The 18850-nt window shown below is 61.6% G+C and carries 17 protein-coding genes; 12 read left to right on the plus strand and 5 right to left on the minus strand.

Features of this window, described 5'->3' with window-relative positions:
* Positions 1–56: 56 nt before the first annotated feature.
* From ACVC5H_RS10405 to ACVC5H_RS10435, 7 genes are all read left to right on the plus strand, one after another.
* Positions 57–851 carry a class I SAM-dependent methyltransferase gene (locus ACVC5H_RS10405; RefSeq protein ID WP_489622231.1) on the plus strand — a complete coding sequence of 265 codons (795 nt, stop codon included), beginning with the start codon at positions 57–59 and terminating at the stop codon, positions 849–851.
* 200 nt (positions 852–1051) lie between these two features.
* Positions 1052–1912, plus strand: coding sequence for a flagellar motor stator protein MotA (motA, locus tag ACVC5H_RS10410; protein WP_039785305.1), 861 nt, complete (start codon positions 1052–1054; stop codon positions 1910–1912).
* A 56-nt stretch (positions 1913–1968) separates the two neighbouring features.
* Entirely contained in the window at positions 1969–2907 is a 939-nt protein-coding gene (gene motB, locus ACVC5H_RS10415; RefSeq protein ID WP_489622232.1) for a flagellar motor protein MotB, read from the plus strand.
* A gap of 84 nt (positions 2908–2991) precedes the next feature.
* Entirely contained in the window at positions 2992–3546 is a 555-nt protein-coding gene (locus ACVC5H_RS10420; protein WP_489622233.1) for a chemotaxis protein, read from the plus strand.
* A 129-nt stretch (positions 3547–3675) separates the two neighbouring features.
* The gene (locus ACVC5H_RS10425) at positions 3676–4041 is read left to right on the plus strand and encodes a response regulator (RefSeq protein WP_338715577.1); all 366 of its coding nucleotides are present in this window, start codon (positions 3676–3678) and stop codon (positions 4039–4041) included.
* Positions 4042–4093: 52 nt separating this feature from the next.
* The gene (gene cheA / locus ACVC5H_RS10430) at positions 4094–6274 is read left to right on the plus strand and encodes a chemotaxis protein CheA (protein ID WP_489622234.1); all 2181 of its coding nucleotides are present in this window, start codon (positions 4094–4096) and stop codon (positions 6272–6274) included.
* Between the two features lie 18 nt (positions 6275–6292).
* On the plus strand, positions 6293–6799 hold the full coding sequence (locus tag ACVC5H_RS10435; RefSeq protein ID WP_489622235.1) for a chemotaxis protein CheW: 507 nt from the start codon (positions 6293–6295) through the stop codon (positions 6797–6799).
* 264 nt (positions 6800–7063) lie between these two features.
* Here the strand turns inward: ACVC5H_RS10435 and ACVC5H_RS10440 are convergent, their stop codons facing one another.
* The 5 genes from ACVC5H_RS10440 to ACVC5H_RS10460 all read right to left on the minus strand — a co-directional run bounded on the left by ACVC5H_RS10440 (position 7064) and on the right by ACVC5H_RS10460 (position 14110).
* Positions 7064–8311 carry a DUF2863 family protein gene (locus ACVC5H_RS10440; protein WP_489622236.1) on the minus strand — a complete coding sequence of 416 codons (1248 nt, stop codon included), beginning with the start codon at positions 8309–8311 and terminating at the stop codon, positions 7064–7066.
* Between the two features lie 197 nt (positions 8312–8508).
* Entirely contained in the window at positions 8509–11220 is a 2712-nt protein-coding gene (gene acnA, locus ACVC5H_RS10445) for an aconitate hydratase AcnA (RefSeq protein WP_489622237.1), read from the minus strand.
* 137 nt (positions 11221–11357) lie between these two features.
* Positions 11358–11993 carry a hypothetical protein gene (locus ACVC5H_RS10450; protein WP_489622238.1) on the minus strand — a complete coding sequence of 212 codons (636 nt, stop codon included), beginning with the start codon at positions 11991–11993 and terminating at the stop codon, positions 11358–11360.
* 20 nt (positions 11994–12013) lie between these two features.
* Complete coding sequence (locus tag ACVC5H_RS10455) at positions 12014–13015, minus strand: HpcH/HpaI aldolase/citrate lyase family protein (RefSeq protein ID WP_489622239.1); 1002 nt, start codon at positions 13013–13015, stop codon at positions 12014–12016.
* 105 nt (positions 13016–13120) lie between these two features.
* The gene (locus tag ACVC5H_RS10460) at positions 13121–14110 is read right to left on the minus strand and encodes a malate dehydrogenase (protein WP_017451784.1); all 990 of its coding nucleotides are present in this window, start codon (positions 14108–14110) and stop codon (positions 13121–13123) included.
* 467 nt (positions 14111–14577) lie between these two features.
* Here ACVC5H_RS10460 and ACVC5H_RS10465 point away from each other — a divergent pair, with 467 nt between their 5' ends.
* The 5 genes from ACVC5H_RS10465 to ACVC5H_RS10485 all read left to right on the plus strand — a co-directional run bounded on the left by ACVC5H_RS10465 (position 14578) and on the right by ACVC5H_RS10485 (position 18811).
* Entirely contained in the window at positions 14578–15363 is a 786-nt protein-coding gene (locus ACVC5H_RS10465; RefSeq protein ID WP_489622680.1) for a GntR family transcriptional regulator, read from the plus strand.
* Positions 15364–15529: 166 nt separating this feature from the next.
* Positions 15530–15940 carry a succinate dehydrogenase, cytochrome b556 subunit gene (gene sdhC, locus ACVC5H_RS10470; RefSeq protein WP_338715568.1) on the plus strand — a complete coding sequence of 137 codons (411 nt, stop codon included), beginning with the start codon at positions 15530–15532 and terminating at the stop codon, positions 15938–15940.
* 2 nt (positions 15941–15942) lie between these two features.
* Positions 15943–16308, plus strand: a complete 366-nt coding sequence (sdhD, locus tag ACVC5H_RS10475) for a succinate dehydrogenase, hydrophobic membrane anchor protein (protein WP_489622240.1) — start codon at positions 15943–15945, stop codon at positions 16306–16308.
* Between the two features lie 2 nt (positions 16309–16310).
* Entirely contained in the window at positions 16311–18089 is a 1779-nt protein-coding gene (sdhA, locus tag ACVC5H_RS10480) for a succinate dehydrogenase flavoprotein subunit (protein WP_058896047.1), read from the plus strand.
* A gap of 11 nt (positions 18090–18100) precedes the next feature.
* Positions 18101–18811: a succinate dehydrogenase iron-sulfur subunit gene (locus ACVC5H_RS10485; protein ID WP_006463281.1), complete on the plus strand. Its 711-nt coding sequence runs from the start codon at positions 18101–18103 to the stop codon at positions 18809–18811.
* Positions 18812–18850 lie beyond the last annotated feature (39 nt).

Raw genomic sequence — 18850 nt, forward strand, 5'->3', positions numbered from 1 at the left:
ATTGATGCGTTAATGGGCCGGGTCGGTCAACCACAAGAACAAGGCCGATAGCCTCGATGTCCGAAGATCAGAACCACGCTGGTGTACCCCGCAGGCCACTGCGGCAGGCACCGGCGATCCAGGCCCTGCTGCTGTTCGTGCTGGGCCTGGTCGGCGCCAATGTGCTCGATGTGTTGGGCCAGCGCGCCGGTCTTGCTCCTCTCTCCCCCCTCCAGACTTCACTGCTGCATGGCGTGCTCGCCGCGCTGCTGGCGCGCCTGCGCCGCATGGCAGTGTGGTGGTGGCTGATCCTGCTGGTGTTCCCGGTGGCCGCATTGGGGGTGGGGCAGCTGCATTGGCCGCCATGGGTGTTCCTGGCGGTATTCCTGTTCCTGCTGGTGTTGTTCTGGTCGACCTTCCGCAGCCAGGTGCCGTTCTATCCTTCCGGCCAGAGCGCTTGGGATGCGGTGGCCGGCTTGCTGCCGCAAGGGCGGCCGATCCGCTTCATGGATATCGGCAGCGGCCTGGGCGGCGCCGTGCTGGATCTGTCGCGCCGCCGTCCCGAGAGTGCTTTCACCGGTATCGAGATCGCCCCCTTGCCGTGGCTGATCAGCCGTGTGCGGGCGGCGCTGGCGGGCAACCGCTGCCGCTTCGTGCGGGGTGATTATCTGCTGCTGGATTTTGGCGACTACGACGTGGTGTTCGCCTACCTGTCGCCGGCGGCGATGGTGGCGCTGTGGCACAAGGCGCGCTCTGAAATGAAGCCGGGCACACTGCTTTTGAGTTACGAGTTTCATATCCCCGGTGCCACGCCTGACGTCGTGGTCCAGCCACCCGAGGGCGGTCGGGTGCTGCACGGGTGGTACATGTGAAGAAAATGTAAATGTCCGGAGGTGAGGGAGCCCTGTCGACGGGCGGCGAGACGTGACGTATCAAGTTTGCGCGAATTCAGCCGTAAATCGAAAAGGAAGGACGTTTTTCGGATATGTATTCCCCCATTTGCTTGACTGGAATACCTGTAATCTGATGAACGTGAAAATACACTCAACGCCACAGGGACGGGAGTAGGCACTTGTTAGTCATCATTGGATATATCGTGGTCATGGCGTCCGTCTTTGGCGGCTTTGCCATGGCGGGGGGGCACCTCGGGGCACTGTTCCAGCCCATCGAACTGCTCATGATCGGCGGTGCCGCCGGGGGTGCTTTCCTGGTCGGTAACAACAACAAGGCCATCAAGGCCACCCTGAAAGCCTTGCCCACCGTCTTCAAGGGCAGCACCTATACCAAGGCGCTGTACATGGAGTTGATGGCGCTGCTGTTCGAAATCCTTACCAAGTCGCGTAAAGAGGGTTTGATGTCGATTGAAGGCGACATCGAAGAGCCGGAGAGCAGCCCCATCTTCAGCAAGTACCCTGGCGTGCTGGCCGACCATCACCTGATCGAGTTCATGACCGACTACCTGCGGCTGATGGTTTCGGGCAACATGGATGCGTTCCAGATCGAAAACCTGATGGACAACGAAATCGAGACCCATCACCACGAGGGCGAGATTCCGGTGCACTGCATCGCCAAGCTGGGCGACGGCATGCCGGCTTTCGGTATCGTGGCGGCGGTGATGGGGGTGGTGCACACGATGGAATCGGTGGGGATTCCGCCCTCCGAGCTGGGTATGCTGATCGCGCACGCGCTGGTCGGTACCTTCCTCGGTATTCTGCTGGCCTACGGTTTCGTGGGCCCGCTCTCCAGCTTGCTGGAACAGAAGCTGCACGAATCGACCAAGATCTACCAGTGCGTGAAGGTGACGCTGCTGGCCAGCCTCAACGGCTATGCGCCGGCGCTGTCGATCGAATTCGGCCGCAAGGTCCTGTTCTCGACCGAACGTCCGACCTTCCTCGAACTGGAAGAGCACGTCAAGCAGGCCAAGGGCAAGTAAGGCACAGGTTGCAGGGCGATTCACACAGACAGCAGTATTGAAGCAGGAGCACAGGCATGGCCGACGAAGGGCTACGTCCCATTATCGTAAAGCGGATCAAGAAGGGCGGCGGGGGTCACCACGGTGGCGCCTGGAAGATTGCGTACGCCGACTTCGTGACTGCGATGATGGCGTTCTTCCTGCTGATGTGGCTGCTGGGCTCCACCGCCAAGGGTGACCTGAACGGTATCGCCGAATACTTCAAGACGCCGCTGAAGGTGGCCATGGCCGGCGGTTCCGGCAGTGGTGACGCCAACACGGTGCTGCCCGGCGGCGGCAAGGACCTGACCCGCCAGGACGGCCAGTTGCGCAAGGGTGAAACCGACATCACGGTGCGCAAGCAGACCTTGAAGCAGGCACAGCAGGAACTGGAGCGCGCCGAGCGTACCCGGCTGGAGGAACTGAAGGCGCGGATCGAAAAAGCCATCGATTCCAATCCCACGCTCAAGCAGTTCAAGAACCAGCTGTTGATCGACATCACCTCGGAAGGCTTGCGCATCCAGATCGTGGACGAGAAGAACCGTCCCATGTTTGCCCTGGCCAGTGCCCAGCTGCAGCCCTATACCAAGGAAATCCTGCACGAGATCGGCCGCACCCTCAACGATGTGCCCAACAAGATCAGCCTGTCCGGCCACACCGATGCCACGCCGTATTCGCGGGGCGAGAAGGGCTACAGCAACTGGGAGCTGTCAGCCGACCGCGCCAATGCCTCGCGGCGCGAACTGATTACCGGCGGCATGGATGAATCGAAGGTGCTGCGCGTGGTGGGCTTGTCCTCGGCGGTCTTGCTGGACAAGGAAGATCCGTTCAACCCGATCAACCGCCGCATCAGCATCATCGTCATGAACAAGAAGGCCGAAGAACTGGTGGAAAAGGATAGTGGCTCGCTCAATGTGCCCACCGACGCCAGCGATGAAGATGTGCAGCAGGGGCTGAGTACGCCGGCCAAGAATTGATAGAGGGTGGGCGGCCTGCGCGGTTGCGCGGGGCGTGTCAATGAAGCAGAGATGTTCCAATTGAACAGGGGAAGAGAGCCGGATATGCCGACCAAGACCATGCTGCAGGAGCTCAAGCGCTTGTTGCTCGATACTGCCAGCGGCGGCAGCCGCCAATTGACGGAAGTGGAGTCGGACCTGGTCCAGACCAACATCCTGTTGGGGGAAGCCATTGGCAAGCTGGGTAACAGCTTCATGGAACTGCATCGTTCGGTACAGATGCAGCAGGCCATTCTGGAAAGCCTGATGAACGGCACCGGCGAATTCGACAGTGACAGCATCGAGCAGCTCAAGTCCACGCAGGGCCAGGTTAGTCACCACGTCAATGCGGCCGTGACCGGCCTGCAGTTCCAGGACATGACCAGCCAGCTGCTGGAGCGTATCGTGCGCCGCGTGATCGGCCTGCGCGAAGCGCTGGGGGTATTGAGCGCCAACAGCTTCGAGATCGTGCCCGAGCAGGGCCAGACCGACGAAGAGGTCAAGGAATTGCTGGCCAGCACCGTGCAGGCCATCGAAGAGCGTCTGACCGTGCTCGATAGCGGGCTGTGGAAGGCAGTACGCCAGACCCGCATGGAAAGCGGCGACATCGAGCTGTTCTGAGCAGTGGCTGGCTGAGTGGTACAAGATTGAACTAGGTCATTCCGGCCTTGGCAGGATGGTAGGTCGGTGGCCAAGGGTGCGGCATAATGCATACGCGCATGAGCCTTATTGAAGAAACAGGGAGTAACGATGTCCAAAACGATTCTCGCAGTAGATGATTCCGGGTCACTGCGTCAGATGGTGGTATTCAGTCTGAAAGCTGCAGGTTACAACGTGACCGAGGCGGTCGATGGGGTGGACGCGCTGGAAAAGGCCAAGACGCATACCTTCGACCTGGTGCTGACCGACCAGAACATGCCGCGCATGGACGGCCTGACCTTGATCCGCTCCCTGCGCGAGCTGAGCAGTTACGCACGCGTGCCCATCCTGATGCTGACCACCGAGTTCAGCGACGAGATGAAGGCCAAGGGCAAGGCCGCCGGTGCCAATGGCTGGCTGGTCAAGCCGTTTGATCCGCAGCGCCTGACCGAGGTGGTGCGCAAGGTGATCGGCTGATCTTGCCGGAATAATAAGAAGACACGTACTGCATCCAGCATGGAGCCCAGGCATGAGCATTGATATGAGCCAGTTTTTCCAGGTCTTTTTCGACGAGGCCGAGGAAGGGCTCGCGGAAATGGAAAAGCTGTTGTTGGCCGTCAATGTGGCGTCTCCCGATCCGGAAGACCTCAATGCGGTGTTTCGCGCCGCACATTCGATCAAGGGTGGTTCGTCCACCTTCGGCCTGACCGATATCGCCGAGGTCACCCACGTCCTGGAGTCGCTGCTGGATCGTATCCGCCAGGGCCAGATGGCGCTGACCTCGGAACACGTGGATGCCTTCCTGGCCGCCAAGGACGTGCTCAAGTCCATGCTGGACGGGCACAAGCACGGTGCCGAGGTGGACCAGGACGCCGTGGGGGATGTACGCATGCTGCTGGAGGCCCTGTCCCAGGGCAAGAGTTCGGCTGCCGCGCCCAAGACCGAGGCGGTTGCCCCGGCCGGTGCCGTGGTCGGGCCGGACGGCCAGCGCCGCTACCGGTTGGACATGCCGGAGATCACCGACAAGGATGCCGAGGCGCTGGCCGAGGAACTGGGCATGCTGGGCAAGCTGGAAAAGTCCAAGTCGCCTGAAGGCAAGTGGATTTTCATCCTGGATACGGCCGAGCCGATCGATGACGTGGTGGCCATCTGCGCCTTCATCGTCAATGTCGCCGACCTGAAGGTCTCGCAAGCGGTCGCGCCGGCCCAGGGCACGGATGAAGAGCGCGGCTACGGTTTCTTCGACAATTTCGTCACCCAGGAAGAACGCGAGCGTACCCAGGGTTACGGCTTCTTCGACAACCACACCGCCATCGAAGACAAGGAGCGCGAGCAGGGCTACGGCTTCTTCGCCCCCTTCGTGCCGCTGGACATCAGCGCCAGGAAGAGCGAGGGCGAGGCGCAGGCTGCCGCTCACGGCAACGGAAATGGCAACGGCAATGGCCATCATGACGACGGCCACCTGCATGGCGACCATGGCGGAGAAAAGAAGTCCGCCAAGGGCGGTGCCGGCGCCGGGCAGGAATCGTCCTCGATCCGGGTCAGCATCGAAAAGGTCGACCAGCTCATCAACCTGGTCGGTGAACTGGTCATCACCCAGGCCATGATCGAGCAGCGCGTAGGCAAGCTCGATCCCATGCACCATGAACACCTGCTCAACAGCGTCAGCCAGTTGAGCCGCAACACCCGGGATCTGCAAGAATCGGTGATGTCGATCCGCATGATGCCGATGGATTACGTCTTCTCGCGCTTCCCGCGCATGGTGCGCGACCTGGCGCACAAGCTGGGCAAGCAGGTCGAGTTCGTCACCCACGGTGCGGCCACCGAACTGGACAAGGGCCTGATCGAGCGCATCGTCGATCCGCTCACGCACCTGGTGCGCAACAGCATCGACCACGGCATCGAACTGCCCGAAGCCCGGCGCGCTGCCGGCAAGGGCGAAGCCGGTGTGCTGTCGCTGTCGGCCGAGCACCAGGGCGGCAACATCATCATCGAAGTCACCGACGACGGTGGCGGCCTGAACCGCGAAAAGATCCTGGCCAAGGCCAAGCAGCAGGGCATGCCGGTGACCGACAGTCTGTCAGACGCCGAAGTCTGGCAACTGATCTTCGAGCCGGGCTTCTCCACCGCCGAGCAGGTCACCGATGTCTCGGGCCGCGGCGTGGGCATGGATGTGGTCAAACGCAACATCCTGGCCATGGGCGGCGCCGTGGATATCCGCTCCAGCAAGGGCTTCGGCACCACGATTTCGATCTCGCTGCCGCTGACCCTGGCGATCCTGGATGGCATGTCGATCCGGATTGGTGAAGAAGTTTACATATTGCCGCTAGGATATGTGGTTGAATCTTTGCAGCCTTTGTCGCAAGATATCAAGGAAATCTCCGGTCAGGGCCAGGTGCTGCGCGTGCGCGGCGAATATCTGCCGCTGATCCCGCTTTATCATATTTTCAACATCGAGCCTTCATTCACCGATCCCTCGCAAGGATTGGTGGTCATTTTGGAGTCAGATGGGAAAAAAGCGGCACTTTTCGTGGATGACCTGATCGGACAGCAGCAGATCGTTGTCAAGAATCTGGAATCCAATTACCGGAAGGTCGCGGGCATTTCCGGTGCTACCATTCTGGGCGACGGCGGCGTTGCCCTGATTGTCGATGTGGCAGCCTTGCTGCGATCCAGCCGCCAACTGAATGACGAATCTGTATTTTCCTGATTTTTAAAGGGCCTCAACATGTCTGACAATGCAACCAAGAATCTTTCCGGCTTCGGCGAAAAAGCCGACAGCAACGGAAACGAATTTCTTGCCTTCACCCTGGGTAAGGAAGAATACGGCATCGATATTCTGAAGGTTCAAGAAATCCGCGGCTACGAAGCCGTCACCCGCATCGCCAATTCGCCCGACTTCATCAAGGGCGTGGTGAACCTGCGCGGCATCATCGTCCCCATCGTGGACATGCGCATCAAGTTCCAGCTGGGCGAGCCGACCTATGACCAGTTCACGGTGGTCATCATCCTGAACATCGGCGGTCGCGTCGTGGGCATGGTGGTCGATAGCGTGTCCGACGTGATCACCCTGACCCAGGAACAGATCAAGCCGGCACCGGAGATGGGTACCACCTTCGATTCCGACTACCTGATCGGTCTGGGCACCCTGGAACAGCGCATGCTGATCCTGGTGGACATCGACAAGCTGATGTCCAGCGCCGAAATGGGCCTGATCGAAAAACTGGCCGCCTGAGCCGCCAAGGCTCTGCAGGCTGGCAGTGCAGGATCCGGAGGAGACGCGTCCGGACCTGGCCTTGTTGTCATTCGGCCGCACAGGAAAAGCGGGCACGATAGCCCGATACAGAAGAGAAAAAGGCATCCGCCGTGTGGTGGATGCCTTTTTTATGGGCGCCGGGTTTGCATCGGGTTACTGCTGATGCACGTCTTTTTGCCCAGATGAAGCTTTGTGCGGCCCGGCCAGCCGGCGCTGCCGTCAGGCAGCGCATTGCTTCACTTATCAGTGGAAGTGCTCGACCGGAGGCGGCGTATCTTCGGGCATTTCTGCGTGTACCAGTTCACCTTCGCGGTCCGGGAAGAGGGGCGCGCCGCAGTCATCGCAAAACTCCATGGTGAAGCGTTCTGCATGATGCTTGATGTGCACGATGCCGCATTCGCGCAGCACGGTCAGGATCTGCTGCAGCGGACTGGCCGGCAGGCCTTCCAGCAGACCGGCACCGGCCGGGATCATCATGGGCAGTTCTTCGCCGCTTTCCTGTTCATACAAGGGCCAGACCGTGCCATAGACCACGGTCGGGTCGCCGCCGATGGAAAAGCCGATGCGGTATTCATCGATCTGGCCATTGATGTCTTCCGAGAAGCCGCCGATGCTGGCGTGCAGTTCGGAGGAGGAAATGTCCAGCGTCTGGGTCAGGAAGTAGTCGGCGGCACGGATGGAGGCCGGGCGGATGCGCTTGTCGGCCTCGCGGCAACCGAAGAAATACGCCTGCGGCAGCAGCAGTTCCACGCTGCAGCCGGGCAACAGGCGCGTGAAGAGCGGCGTGGCCTGCTGGGTCCAGGCGTCGAAGGCAGCCGCCTTGCGGGAGGAGAAATGGCTCTGCTGTTCGCTTTCCTGCCAGTGGAAGAGGGCGCCGCCGGCCGGCACCACGACGGCCGCGATCACGTAGCGGGTATCGGCCAGGAAGGCGGCGGTGGGCGGCTGATCGCCGCGCAGCTGCACCGGGCCGGTCTTCAGGGCAGTCTGGCCCATCTGGCGGGTCAGGGCATAGACGTCGGCGTGCATGCGTGGCAGCTGTTCGATGGAGAACAGGGCCGGCGCCAGCGCCAGGCGGGCATCCTTGGCCAGGACGTGGGCATGCAGGTGGGCCGCGATGGCGTTGAGCAATTCGCTGCCGATCGGACCGGAGGCGATGGCAAAGCGGGTCCAGGCCAGTACCGGCAGGACCAGCAGCTGCACGTCATAATCCTGGCCTTCATGTTCCAGGGAGGTGGCTTCGCTGCCGGCCTCGACGGCTTCGATCAGGACGTCGTAGGCATCCAGGTCGGCCTTGAAGAGATGATCCAGGGCGGCATCGATCAAGCCTTGATGGCCGGTGCGCAGCAGCTTGTTGAGCAGGGCGTCCAGGGGCTTCAGCCAGGCGCGCTCTTCGAGCCGGCTGGAAGCCTGCGCGATGGCTTGCGCAAAGGTCACCAGATGCTGGCTGTCGGCAGAAAGCTTGGAGGAGGAACGTTTGGCGGGACGACGCATGTAGGCTATCTGTAATCTGTGGGAACGAAACCGCCTATTGTAGTTGATTTGTCACGGCTGTCAGCCGCTGCAGCGGCTGCATCGCTCCAAGGGGCAATAAAAGGGGCGGGGACAATAAAAAACGCCGGACATATGTCCGGCGTTTTTTATTGCTACAGGCGGCGCCGCCTCGGAAGGCAGTGCCGCCGGTCCACTGCTCAGGCTGCCAGCAGTTGACGCAGCACGAACGGCAGGATGCCGCCATGCTTGTAGTAGTCCACTTCGATCGGGGTATCGATGCGCAGCAGCAGCTTGACTTCCTGGGTCTGGCCGTTCTTGCGGTGGATCACCAGGGTGGCTTCCTGTTGCGGCTTGATTTCGCCTTCCAGGCCCTTCAGGTCGAAGCTTTCTTCACCGGTGATGCCCAGCGACTGCACGCTGTCGCTGCCCAGGAACTGCAGCGGCAGCACGCCCATGCCCACCAGGTTGGAACGGTGGATACGCTCGAAGGAACGTGCGATCACGGCCTTCACGCCCAGCAGCTGGGTGCCCTTGGCGGCCCAGTCACGGGAGGAGCCGGTACCGTACTCTTCGCCACCGAAGACCATGGTCGGGGTGCCTTCGGCCACGTACTTCATGGCGGCGTCGTAGATCGACATTTCTTCACCGGAGGGCTGGTGAATGGTGATGCCGCCTTCCACGCGCGAGCCGTCTTCCTTGGCCGGGATCATCAGGTTCTTGATACGCACGTTGGCGAAGGTGCCGCGCATCATGATCTCGTGGTTGCCGCGGCGCGAGCCGTAGGAGTTGAAGTCAGCCTTCAGCACGCCATTGGCTTGCAGCCACTTGCCGGCCGGGCTGGATTCCTTGATCGAACCGGCCGGGGAGATGTGGTCGGTGGTGATCGAGTCGCCGAACACGCCCAGTGCGCGCGCGCCGCTGATGCCGGTCGCGGCAGCCTTGGGCTCTTCGCTGAAGTTCTCGAAGAACGGCGGCTCGGCGATGTAGGTCGAGGTCGGCCAGTTGTAGACTTCGCCCTTGGCGACGCCCTTGATGGCTTCCCACAGCTTGCCGGGAGCACCCTTCACATCGGCGTAGTTTTCCTTGAAGGTCTTGGCGTTCATGGCGAACTTGAGCAGCTTTTCGATCTCTTGCGAGGTCGGCCAGATGTCGCCCAGGTAGATGTCCTTGCCGCCCTTGCCCTTGCCGACCGGTTCGGTCATCAGGTCACGGGTGACGTTGCCGGCGATGGCGTAGGCCACCACCAGCGGGGGCGAAGCCAGGAAGTTGGCGCGGATGTTCGGGTGGATACGGGCTTCGAAGTTGCGGTTGCCCGACAGCACGGCGGCAGCCACGACGTCGTTCTTGACGATGGCTTCGTTCATGGCCGGGGTCAGGTCGCCAGCGTTGCCGATGCAGGTGGTGCAGCCATAGGCGGTCACGCCGAAGCCCAGCTTTTCCAGGTACGGCAGCAGGCCGGCGGCTTCCAGGTACTTGGTCACCACGCGCGAGCCGGGGGCCAGCGAGGTCTTGATGTGCGGAGCGACCTTCAGGCCGGCTTCCACGGCCTTCTTGGCCAGGAGGCCAGCAGCCAGCAGCACGCTTGGGTTGGAGGTGTTGGTGCAGGAGGTGATGGCGGCGATCAGCACGTCACCGTTGTGCAGGTCAACGCCGTCGGCGTTCTTGTAGGACGCGGTCAGGTCTTCGGCCTTCTTGTTGAAGCCGTTTTCTGCGGTCGGCTTGGTGAAGAGGTCCGAGAAGGTGGTCTTGACGTTGCCAATCTCGATGCGGTCTTGCGGACGCTTCGGACCAGCCAGCGACGGAGCGACGGTGCCCAGGTCCAGCGAGACTTCCTGGGTGTAGTCGATCTGGCCGGCCTTGGGCACGCCGTACAGGCCTTGCGCCTTGAAGTAGGCTTCGAAGGCGTCGATCTCGGCCTTGGTGCGGCCGGTGCCCTTGAAGTAGGCGATGGTGGCGTCGTCCACCGGGAAGAAGCCCATGGTGGCGCCGTATTCCGGGGCCATGTTGGCGATGGTGGCGCGGTCGGTCAGCGACAGCGATTCGGTGCCTTCACCGAAGAATTCGACGAACTTGCCCACGACCTTGGTCTGGCGCAGCAGTTCGGTGATGGTCAGCACCAGGTCGGTGGCGGTGACGCCTTCGCGCAGGGCGCCGGTCAGGTTCACACCGACCACGTCCGGGGTCAGGAAGTAGACCGGCTGGCCCAGCATGCCGGCTTCGGCTTCGATGCCGCCCACGCCCCAGCCGACCACGCCGATGCCGTTGATCATGGTGGTGTGGGAGTCGGTACCGACCAGGGTGTCAGGGTAGTAGACGCCAGTCTTGTTGTGCACGCCGCGTGCCAGGTATTCCAGGTTGACCTGGTGGACGATGCCGAAGCCCGGGGGCACCACGCCGAAGGTGTCGAAGGCTTGCATGCCCCACTTCATGAACTGGTAGCGCTCGTTGTTGCGCGAGAATTCCAGCTTCATGTTCAGGTCCAGGGCCTTCTTCTCGCGGAAGTGGTCGATCTGCACCGAGTGGTCCACCACCAGATCCACCGGCACCAGCGGTTCGATGTTCTTGGGGTTCTTGCCCAGCTTGCTGGCGACGTTGCGCATGGCGGCCAGGTCGGCCAGCAGGGGCACGCCGGTGAAGTCCTGCAGCACCACGCGGGCCACCACGAAGGGGATCTCATCCACGCGGGCGGCCTTGGCGCCCCAGTTGGCCAGCTGCTTGACGTGTTCTTCGGTGACCTTCTGGCCGTCGCAGTTGCGCAGCACCGATTCCAGCACGATGCGGATGGACACCGGCAGGCGCGAGATATTCACGCCCAGCGACTTTTGCAGGGCGGGCAGGGAGTAGAACTTGCCCTTCTTGGAACCGGAAATCTTGAATTCCTTCAGGGTGTTCAATGTGTTGCGAGACATGGCCTCTTCTCCTTATTTGGCAATTTAGTGATGCTAGCTAGTCGAATCCGGTTTGCGCTGCAATGGTGAACTGCGGGGTGCTGCCTGATTCTGTGAGACTTCGTGTGTTGAAACGGTCTGGGCCGGCTGCCGCCTGCTCAGTGCTGCGGGGCCGCCGCCGCGACGGTAGCTGCCGGTGCTGCTGCAGCGGCCTTGATCTGGTCGGCGTCCTTGCATTCGTTGGCCAGTTGCTGGCCCTTCTTGGAGTCCAGCAGCAGGCCCTTGGCCGGAATGCCGATCCAGACCAGGCCGAGCTTGTGGTTCTCGAAGCGGTTGGCGCCGGTGGTGGTGGGCACGCGGGTCAGGCGATGAATGCGCTTGTCCCAGCGGATGGCGATGTGCTTGTCATCGGCCTCGTTCTTCCAGATGGTCAGCTTGTTGCCCATCTCGCACAGGTAGTCGTCCGATCGGGTACCGCTCAGTTCGGGTTCGCGGTCATCGTCCTCGGCATCCGAGGAGAACGGCATCTTGGACGCTGCCGGTGCGGCTGCTGCGACTTTCTTGGGGTGTGTCTTGTGGGTGGCGGCGGTCTTGGCGCTGGTCTTGTGGGTTGTCTTCTTCTCAGCGGCCTTCTTGTGAGCTGCCTTCTTGCCGGTCGTTTTCTTGTCGGTCGTCTTCTTGACGGCCTTCTTCTTGGCAGCCGGCGCTGCATCGGTCTGGGCCTGCGCCGCAGTGATACCGGCGGTGGCAAACAGGGCGCCCAGCAGGGCGAAAATGGTCAGATACTTTTTCATGAACGTCTATCGAAACAAGGTTAGTGCGTGATTGAGGAGGAGTCGCCGCGGACGAACCAGGAGGCCGTTTCCGGCGGCAGCGCAATGCCGGTGGCGTGCGCGCGTTGCAGGATACTCCAGTAATACCGATAACTGGCGCGGTCGTGCAGGTTGCCCTCATGCTGGATCGGGCCCCACTGCACCGCCTGCGCCTTTAGCAAGATCTGTGCCGCCAGTTCGGCTTCTGCGGTCGCCGGGGACATGGCCTGCACGATGGGTCGGATCTGGTCAGGATGGATGCTCCACATCCGGGTATAGCCAAATTCCTGTGCCGCGCGGCGCGCATCGTCAGCCACGGCGGCGGGATTCTTGATGTCGGTGGTCACGTTGTGCGACGGCACCTTGCCGTGCGCATGGCAGGCGGCGGCAATCTCCAGCTTGGCGCGGCGCACCAGCGGATGGTCGAACTGTCCGGGTGAACGCATGGCGCTGCCGGGAATGGCGCCGTAATGGGCCGAGACGAAATCCATCACCCCGAAGGACAGCGATTGCACCTGGGGCAGGGCGGCGATCTTGCCGGCATCGGCCAGGGCGCCGTGGGTTTCGATCAAGACCTGCACCGGCAACTGCGCACGGCCGGCCGGGCGGCATGCGCGGTTGATGCTCTCCAGGGCGCGCAGCACATCCTCGATACCTTCCGGCTTGGGCAGCATCAGGTAGGCCAGCTCGCGCGCAGCGGCGCCGCAGATGATGGCTACGTCCTGCTCGAAATGCGCATGGCCCGCGTCGTGCACGCGCGCGCCGATGCGGCGGTGGACGTTGGCAGGGCTGGCGATGAGCGAGGCGACCAGTTCGGCGTGCGCGGTTTCATTGCCGGCGGCAGCACCGTCTTCGCAGTCGAAGGTGATGTCGAACAAGGGGCCGAGTTCCTGCTGCAGGGCCATCGACTTGCGCATCAGCTTTTCGGAGCCGGCGTAGTGATCGCACACCGGAAGCGAAACCGGCTGCTGGGCACCTGGGAACAAGACCTGGGAAGGATGCATTGCTGCGAATGAGAGCGGGGTAGAGGTTGTCGAAACGTTCGGTGTCACGGGGGGCAAGGCAGCAGGCGCGGCAAGCCCTGCGGGCTGCCGCGCCCTGGTCAATAATCAGCCGACCAGATGCTTTACGCCTTCGCGCTCTTCCATCAGCTCTTTCAGCGTGATGTTGATGCGCTCTTGCGAGAACTCATCGATCTCCAGACCCTGGACGATCTTGTACTCGCCGTTTTCGGTGGTCACCGGGAAGCCGAACATGGTGCCTTCGGGGATGCCGTAGGAACCGTCGGAGGGGATACCCATGGTTGTCCACTTGCCGTTGGTGCCCAGCACCCAGTCACGCACGTGGTCGATGGCCGCGTTGGCTGCCGAAGCGGCCGAGGACAGGCCACGGGCTTCGATGATGGCGGCGCCGCGCTTGCCGACGGTGGGCAGGAACACGTTCTTGTTCCATTCCTGGTCGTTGATGGTGTCCTTCACGGACGCGCCATCGGCGGTAGCGAAGCGGTAGTCGGCGTACATGGTCGGCGAGTGGTTGCCCCACACGCACAGCTTTTCGATGGCCGAGACCGGCTTGCCGATCTTGGCAGCCACTTGCGACAGGGCGCGGTTGTGGTCCAGGCGCAGCATGGCGGTGAAGTTCTTGGCCGGCAGGTTGGGGGCCGACTTCATGGCGATGTAGGCGTTGGTGTTGGCCGGGTTGCCGACCACCAGCACCTTGACGTTGCGCGAGGCCACGGCGTCCAGCGCCTTGCCCTGCACGGTGAAGATCTGGGCATTGGCTTCCAGCAGGTCCTTGCGCTCCATGCCGGGGCCACGGGGACGGGCGCCGACCAGCAGGGCGATGTCGGCATCCTTGAAGGCGGTCATCGGATCGCTGTGAGCGGTCACGCCAGCCAGCAGCGGGAAGGCACAGTCATCGATTTCCATGATGACGCCCTTCAACGCCTTCTGTGCCTTCTCATCGGGGATTTCCAGCAGTTGCAGGATGACCGGCTGGTCTTTGCCCAGCAGGTCGCCGTTGGCGATGCGGAACAGCAGGGAGTAACCGATCTGACCGGCGGCGCCGGTGACGGCAACACGCATGGGGGCTTTAGCCATGTTGAATCTCCAAAAGAGGTGATGAAAAAAAGCATTCAGACTGCATCGAAGCGCACGTTGCGGTCGCGTCGCGCAAGGCGCGGCAGGGCCATCTGCGGTTGCTTCAGGGGTGCGCATGAGAAATGCGCGGTTTTCCTCGAATTCTTGTTAGGCCGCCATGATACCGTCGAAAACGCAACCAGTCAGTTGCTTTCGGTCCGGGTCCTGCCGACAAAGCAAAAACCTGTCAAACTTGCGTTCTGCCTGCAGAAAACCGTCGCGTTGGAAGGGGCTAGATGAGAGTGATTCTCGTTAGCGTCTTTCGGGCTGTAAATCGCATCCAGTCTGCCTTGCGGGTCTTCAGGTTGCACGCGAGTGTAGGCTTGCGAAAGACTGCTGTCAATCAATATCTTATGTCTTATATAAGACATATTATTGCCTAGTTTTTGCTGGACGCCGTAAGGAGTTTTGTGGTGAAATTCGAGGTTATGAGCTCGATCCTGCCCAATCCGAACAACGTCGACGCGCAAGCCGCGGGGGCGGGTGTTGCCAGTCCGGCGCCCACCTTCAGTCCGTTGTACCAGCAGATCAAGGCGCTCATCATGCAGCGCCTGGAAGCCGGCGAGTGGAAGCCGGGCGAGCTGATCCCCAGTGAAGTGGAGCTGGGCAGCCGCTTCAAGGTCAGCCAGGGTACGGTGCGCAAGGCCATCGACGAACTGGCGGCCGAAAACCTGGTGGTGCGCCGCCAGGGCAAGGGCACCTTCGTCGCCACCCATCACGAGACCCAGGCGCAGTTCCGTTTCCTGCGGCTGATGGCTGACAGCGACGAGCCGCAGCGTCCCGAAAACAAGATCGTCGAAGTCAAGCGCGTGCGCGCCTCGGCCGAGGTAGCGCGCCAGCTCGACATGAAGTCGGGCGACTCCGTCATTTTCATCCGCCGGGTAAAATCCTTCAATGGCACTCCCATCATCCTCGAAGACATCTGGCTGCCTGGCGCCATCTTCAAAGGCTTGACGGCCGAGCGCCTGGTGGAGTACCGCGGGCCCCTGTATGGCCTGTTCGAGTCCGAGTTCGGCACGCGCATGATCCGTGCCGAAGAACGCATCCGTGCCGTCGGGGCGGATCAGGATGCCGCAGAGTTTCTGGGCGTAGCGCCCCAAACGCCGTTGCTGAGTGTGGAGCGGGCTTCATTTACCTATGGCGACAAGCCGGTGGAAATGCGGCGCGGTCTGTATCTGACGACGAATCATCATTACCAAAGCGAGTTGAGCTGAGCAAACCGGAACCGGTCGTTGTCGCGTGCTGGCGGGTACCGCCTGTCCAGCGGAGAAGGGCTGGTGTCAAGCCTTTTCGGCTTGCTGCGAAGCGCAATAAAAGTTGATGGCGATTTCGAAAATCGGCGAAAATTGCATGATTGTTTTAAACTGAGGAGAACCTTGTATGTCTGAAGCCGCTAAACCACAACGGCCGCAATTTCGTAACATACACCTAACCCAAATTGCCGGCTACCGCATGCCTTTGGCTGCCATCGTCTCGATCATGCACCGCATCAGCGGTCTGTTCCTGTTCCTGATGCTGCCTTTCATCCTGTTCATGTTGGACAGCAGCCTGCTCTCGGAAGGTACTTTCGCCTATCTCAAGGGCCTGGCATCGGGCTGGTTCGTCAAGCTCGTCATCCTGGCTCTTTCCTGGGCCTATCTCCACCACTTCTGCGCCGGCATCCGCCACCTGATCATGGACAACCACATTGGTCTGGACAAGGACAGCGCACGCAAGTCCTCGGCAACTGTCCTGGTGATCAGCATCACGCTGATGGTCCTGGTCGCATTGAAACTGTTCGGAGCATTCTGAAAATGGCTGATAACAACATCGGACCCAAGCGCCTGGTCGTGGGCGCTCACTATGGCCTGCGTGACTGGATGGCGCAACGCGCCACGGCCGTCGTGATGGCTATCTACACCGTGATCCTGCTGGTGTGCTTCTTTACCGCGACCAATTTCAGCTACGAGGGCTGGGCGGCGCTGTTCTCGCATCAATGGTTCAAGGTGGCCACCTTTGCCGTGTTCATGGCGCTGTTCTTCCACGCCTGGATCGGCGTGCGTGATGCGCTGATGGACTACGTCAAGCTCGTTGGCCTGCGCCTGGTCCTGCAAGTTGCCACTATCGTGTGGCTGATCGGTTGCGCTGGCTATGCCGCGCAGATTCTGTGGAGAAACTAATCGTGGCTGCAATCAAATCCGCCATCACTACCCGCCGCTTTGACGCGGTCATCGTCGGCGCCGGTGGCTCCGGCATGCGCGCCTCGCTGCAACTGGCCGAAGCCGGCCTGAACGTCGCTGTCCTGTCCAAGGTCTTCCCGACCCGCTCGCACACCGTGGCTGCCCAAGGCGGCATCGGCGCTTCGCTGGGCAACATGTCCGAAGACAACTGGTACTGGCACATGTTCGATACCGTCAAGGGTTCGGACTACCTGGGCGACCAGGACGCCATCGAATTCATGTGCCGCGAAGCACCGAAGGCCGTCTACGAGCTGGAACACTTCGGCATGCCCTTCGACCGCAACCCGGATGGCACCATCTACCAGCGTCCGTTCGGCGGCCACACCGCCAACCTGGGCGAAAAGCCGGTGCAGCGTGCCTGTGCTGCGGCTGACCGTACCGGTCACGCCCTGCTGCACACCCTGTACCAGCGCAACGTGCGCGCCAAGACCCACTTCTTCGTGGAGTGGATGGCGCTGGACCTGATCCGCAACGAAGAGGGCGACGTCCTCGGCGTGGTCGCGCTGGAAATGGAAACCGGCGAAATCATGATGCTGCACGCCAAGACCACCCTGTTCGCCACCGGCGGTGCAGGCCGTATCTGGGCTGCCTCGACCAATGCCTTCATCAACACCGGCGACGGCATGGGCATGGCTGCACGTGCCGGCCTGCCGCTGCAGGACATGGAATTCTGGCAGTTCCACCCGACCGGCGTGGCTGGCGCGGGCGTGCTGATTACCGAAGGTGTGCGCGGCGAAGGCGGCATCCTGATCAACAGCAATGGCGAACGCTTCATGGAGCGCTATGCGCCGACCCTGAAGGACCTGGCGCCGCGTGACTTCGTGTCGCGCTCGATGGACCAGGAAATCAAGGAAGGTCGCGGCGTCGGTCCCCACAAGGATCACGTGCTGCTGGATCTGCGCCACATCGGTGCCGACACCATCAAGAAGCGCCTGCCCTCGATCCTGGAAATCGCCCACAAGTTCGCCAACGTCGATGCAACCAAGGAACCGATCCCGGTCGTGCCGACCATCCACTACCAGATGGGTGGCATCCCCACCAACGTCCACGGTCAGGTGGTCGCGCCCAAGGGCGGTTCGATGAAGGAAGTGGTGCAGGGCATGTACGCCATCGGCGAATGCGCCTGCGTGTCGGTGCACGGCGCCAACCGCCTGGGCACCAACTCGCTGCTGGACCTGGTGGTGTTCGGCCGCGCGGCCGGCAACCACATCGTCGGCACCCGCCTGCAGGACCAGAGCCACAAGCCGATCCCGGCCGGCGCCCTGGACCGTTCGCTGGAACGCATTGCGCACCTGGAAAGCAGCACCGGTTCCGAGCGCGTGCAGGACGTGGCCAACGACATCCGCGCCACCATGCAGAAGTACTGCGGCGTGTTCCGTACCGACGCCCTGCTGCAGGAAGGCTACAAGAAGATCATGGAGCTGGACGAGCGCCGCAAGCACGTCTCCTTCAAGGACAAGTCCAAGGTCTTCAACACCGCCCGCGTGGAAGCGCTGGAACTGGATAACCTGATCGAAACGGCCAAGGCCACCATCACCTCCGCAGCAGCTCGCAAGGAATCGCGCGGCGCCCACGCGCACAGCGACTACGAGCAGCGCGACGACGTGAACTGGCTCAAGCACACGCTGTGGTTCTCCGAGGGGAATCGTCTCGACTACAAGCCGGTCAACATGCAGCCGCTGACCGTCGAGACTTTCAAACCTAAAGCACGTACTTTCTAAGAGGTCGCAACATGACTCGCACCCTGAAATTCAAGATTTATCGTTACGATCCGGACAAGGACGACAAGCCGTACATGCAAGACCTGACGGTGGAACTCAAGCCCACCGACAAGATGCTGCTGGATGCCCTGCAGCGCATCAAGTCCGACGTCGACGATTCGCTGGCCCTGCGCCGCTCCTGCCGCGAAGGCGTGTGCGGTTCCGACGCCATGAACATCAACGGCAAGAACGGCCTGGCCTGCATCACCAACCTGAACGAACTGACCGAACCCATCGTTCTGAAGCCCCTGCCTGGCCTGCCGGTGATCCGCGACCTGATCGTCGATATGACGAACTTCTTCAAGCAGTACGACTCGATCAAGCCGTACCTGATCAACGACAGCATCCCGCCCGAGAAGGAGCGCCTGCAGTCGCCTGAACAGCGTGAAGAACTGGATGGCGTCTACGAGTGCATCCTGTGCGCCTGCTGCTCGACCTCCTGCCCGTCGTTCTGGTGGAACCCGGACAAGTTCGTCGGCCCGGCTGGCCTCTTGCAAGCCTACCGCTTCATCGCCGACAGCCGCGACGAAGCCACCGGCGCGCGCCTGGACAACCTGGAAGACCCGTACCGCCTGTTCCGTTGCCGTTCCATCATGAACTGCGTCGATGTCTGCCCCAAGGGTCTGAATCCCAACAAGGCCATCGGCAAGATCAAGGAACTGATGGTGCGCCGTTCGGTGTAAGCCTCTTCGGTTGACAGCCCTGCCAGACCCGCCGTCCCT

It is taken from the genome of Herbaspirillum sp. Her3 (genome assembly GCF_057961275.1).